3 protein-coding genes are annotated in these 3146 nt (G+C 68.9%); 2 read left to right on the top strand and 1 reads right to left on the bottom strand.

Features of this window, described 5'->3' with window-relative positions; genetic code table 11:
- The first annotated feature begins 72 nt into the window (after positions 1 to 72).
- Positions 73 to 747, top strand: coding sequence for a peptide-methionine (S)-S-oxide reductase MsrA (gene msrA, locus RWX45_RS09750; protein WP_316023532.1), 675 nt, complete (start codon positions 73 to 75; stop codon positions 745 to 747).
- Positions 748 to 1029: 282 nt separating this feature from the next.
- Here the strand turns inward: msrA and RWX45_RS09745 are convergent, their stop codons facing one another.
- On the bottom strand, positions 1030 to 1713 hold the full coding sequence (locus RWX45_RS09745) for a LysE/ArgO family amino acid transporter (protein WP_316023531.1): 684 nt from the start codon (positions 1711 to 1713) through the stop codon (positions 1030 to 1032).
- A gap of 141 nt (positions 1714 to 1854) precedes the next feature.
- Between RWX45_RS09745 and RWX45_RS09740 the strand changes: the two genes are divergently transcribed.
- Positions 1855 to 3146, top strand: a 1292-nt coding sequence (locus RWX45_RS09740; RefSeq protein WP_316023530.1) for an ABC-ATPase domain-containing protein, incomplete at its 3' end; no start/stop codon positions are given.

Raw genomic sequence — 3146 nt, 5'->3', positions numbered from 1 at the left:
ACGCTGCCCACCCAGTCCACGCCTTCCAGCACCCCGACCACAGCGCTCCCCCGCCCGACTCGAAGTACGGCGCTGCCCGGCCGGGCAGATTCCCTTCTTCCCGAACCGGGAGAGCACGTCGTCCTGGGCACGCCCCTGGACGGCCCCTGGCCGGAAGGCACGCAGGTCATCTATCTGGCCGGCGGCTGCTACTGGGGCGTGGAGCGCTTCTTGTGGAAGCAGCCCGGCGTCGTCGCCACCGCGGTGGGCTACATGGGCGGCACCACCCCGAACGCCACCTACCGGGAGGTATGCACCGGCGCCACTGGCCACGCCGAGACGGTGCGGGTCGCCTACGACCCGGCCGTGTGCGGCGCCGGCGGGGAGAGCCTGCTGCGCACCTTCTGGGAGAACCACGACTCCACCCAGCTCAACCGGCACGGTAACGACGTCGGCACCCAGTACCGCTCGGCGGTGTGGACCACGACGCCGGAGCAGGCGGCTGCGGCCCACGCGATCCGCGCAGCCTTCCAGGGGGAGCTGACCCGCCTGGGCCGCGGCACGTGTGTCACCACGATTGGTCCTGCCGACGAGTTGTACGCCGAGTTCGGCGGCCCCTTCTACCTGGCCGAGGGCTACCACCAGGGCTACCTGCACAAGAATCCCGATGGCTATTGCAACCACGGCCCCAACGGCATTACCTGCCCGGTCGGCATCGCACACGTGCCGGCGCAGACGGACGTGCTTCCGCCCGACGCGGTGCAGTAACCACCCCAGTCACCGAAACCGGCACTTGTAACGTGCCGAAACCGGTCGATGTGGCGAGCCGCGGCGTATGCCCGGTCCTGGGTCCTCGGAGTACTCCAGGACGTCAGCGGCCCGTGCGGGCCATGTCGGGAGTCGCGAGTTCGCTCCTGCCGTGTCAAAAACGATGACAAACGCCGGTCGCTTCCTAAAACGCGCACTACGAAACGGCTTGATTCCACAGTTTCTCAACCTGGTCCGCCTCGCGCCAGGCTCGTTTCAGGGATTGTGACAGCGCCCCAAGACTCAGGCGCCCCGCGCCAGGTGGACGGCGACGACCAACATGATGAGGCCGACCCCCACATCCAGCACCCGCCAGGTCCGCGGGCTGGACAGCGGCTTCGACAGCGCGCGGGCACCCAGTCCGAGCACCGTGAACCAGATGATGGAAGCGGCGCCGGCGCCCGCGGCAGCCACCCACCTGGCATCACCGAACCCGTTCGTCACCGTGCCCAGCATGAGGACGGTGTCGAGGTAGACGTGCGGGTTGAGCCAGGTCAGTGCCAGCGTGGTCAGCGCCACCGACGACGCCGGCCGGGCCTGCGATTCCTCTAGTCCGCCCGGTTTCATGGCCGAGCGGAAACTCGAGATCGCGAAGCCGATGAGGTACAGGACCCCGCCCCAGCGCAGTACTTCCAGCACCCAGGGCGCCAGGCGCGACACCGCCCGGATGCCGCCCGTACCGATGATGATGAGCAGCAGGTCGCTGAGCGCGCAGATAGCAATGACCAGACCGATGTGTTCGCGGCGCACACCCTGTCGCAGCACCCAGGCATTCTGGGCACCGATGGCAACGATGAGACCGAGCCCGGTTGCGAATCCCGTCACCGCGGGAGCCAGGTTGAGGGAGGCCGGAGGCAGGCCGGAAGCAGCCGCGGATATGAGGGACACAGCGGATGTCAGGGCTGGCAGATTGCTCAAGGGAACCACGGAGCCACCCTATCCGCATACTCCTGACCGACCGTTCTCCCCTGCGTCGAGGTTATTCAACCTCACCATCGTGACCGGTCGAACCGAATGCCGACCACGCGGCTTGCGGGCCAGACTCCAGAAATATGCCAGGATCAGGGCATGAGTGAACACAGTGGCTATAGGGACGACCGCGGCAGTTACGACGGTCGCAGTCATCGTCGCGACCGGGGTGACTACCGCGGTCCCGGCGATAGCGAGCGCAGGCGCGCGCATCGGTATGGGGATGACGCCGGACGCGGCTACGGCTCCGACCGAGGCTATGGCGGCAATCGCCGCTACGACGGCGACCGCGACTATGGACAGGGACGCCGCGAGCGCCGCTACGACGGCGACCGTGGCTACGGCAGGGACCGCGGCTACCGCGATGATCGGAATGACGGCGGCTACCGAGACCGCGACTTCAGCGATCGCCGTGGCTACGAGCGGGGTTACCGGGGCGAGCGCGACTATGACCGCAACCGGGGCTACCGGGACAACCAGGAGGGGCGCGGCTATCGCGAGGACCGGGGCTACGCAGACCGGCGTGAGGGCGACCGCGATCGGCGATACGACCGCGGCTACGGCCGAGACCGGGGGTATGACCGGGACCGCCGGGGCCAGGACTACGGCCGTGATGGCCGCGGCCGCAACTACCGGCGTGAGAGCCGCCACCACGACAAGGGACCGCGTCAGGGAACGCTCAGCGATCTGGTGGACTACCTGCACGTGCTGGACAACCGCCCCTATGCCGCCTACCGCGACACGATCGGCCGCTACCGCGCCTCAGAGGGCTGGTTCCTGAACGTCGACTATGTCCAGCCCGACCCCTACGCCCCGCCGACGCGCATCCGCATCCAGGCGCCGGCGGACCTTCCGGGCCTGGCCCTGCTCAAGGATCAGGGGCTGCTGACCACCCGCGACCGGCGCATCGCCGTCGGGGACTTCCTCACCCGCGAGCTGCACCGCGGCTTCCGCGGCACCAATCTGTCGATTGCCTCCCCGGGTCAAGAGATCCTGGAGCGTTGCTCCGTCATCGTGTCTGCACCCGACGACGACGCCGCGACCCCCGACGCCGAACCCGCCACCGCCAACGATGGCGCGGAACAGAGCGCTCCGGGCGCTGCTAGCAACTCCGACGGCGCGGTGGTGGATCTGTTCACGGCGCTCACGGAATCCGTCGAGGCAGCCGACGTCGACGAATCCTCGGAGGCCGCAGCCGCCGCCTCGGCGGAGGCCGACGCGCCCGCGCAGCCCGCCGACGAGCCCGCGCGACCCGCAGATGAGGCCGCCGAGACCGCCGCCGAGGACATCCCGGACGACGAGAATGCCGCCGACGCCTTCGCCGCGGCCATCGAGTCCGCAGACTCCAGCGACGCCCCCGTCTTCGTGGAGCCCGCAGACTCTGCAGATTC

The sequence above is a fragment of the Actinomyces sp. MRS3W genome (assembly GCF_032465695.1).
GTDB lineage: Bacteria > Actinomycetota > Actinomycetes > Actinomycetales > Actinomycetaceae > Actinomyces.
The sequence above is the reverse complement of the archived record's forward strand: the minus strand, read 5'-3'. Positions and strand labels throughout refer to the sequence as shown.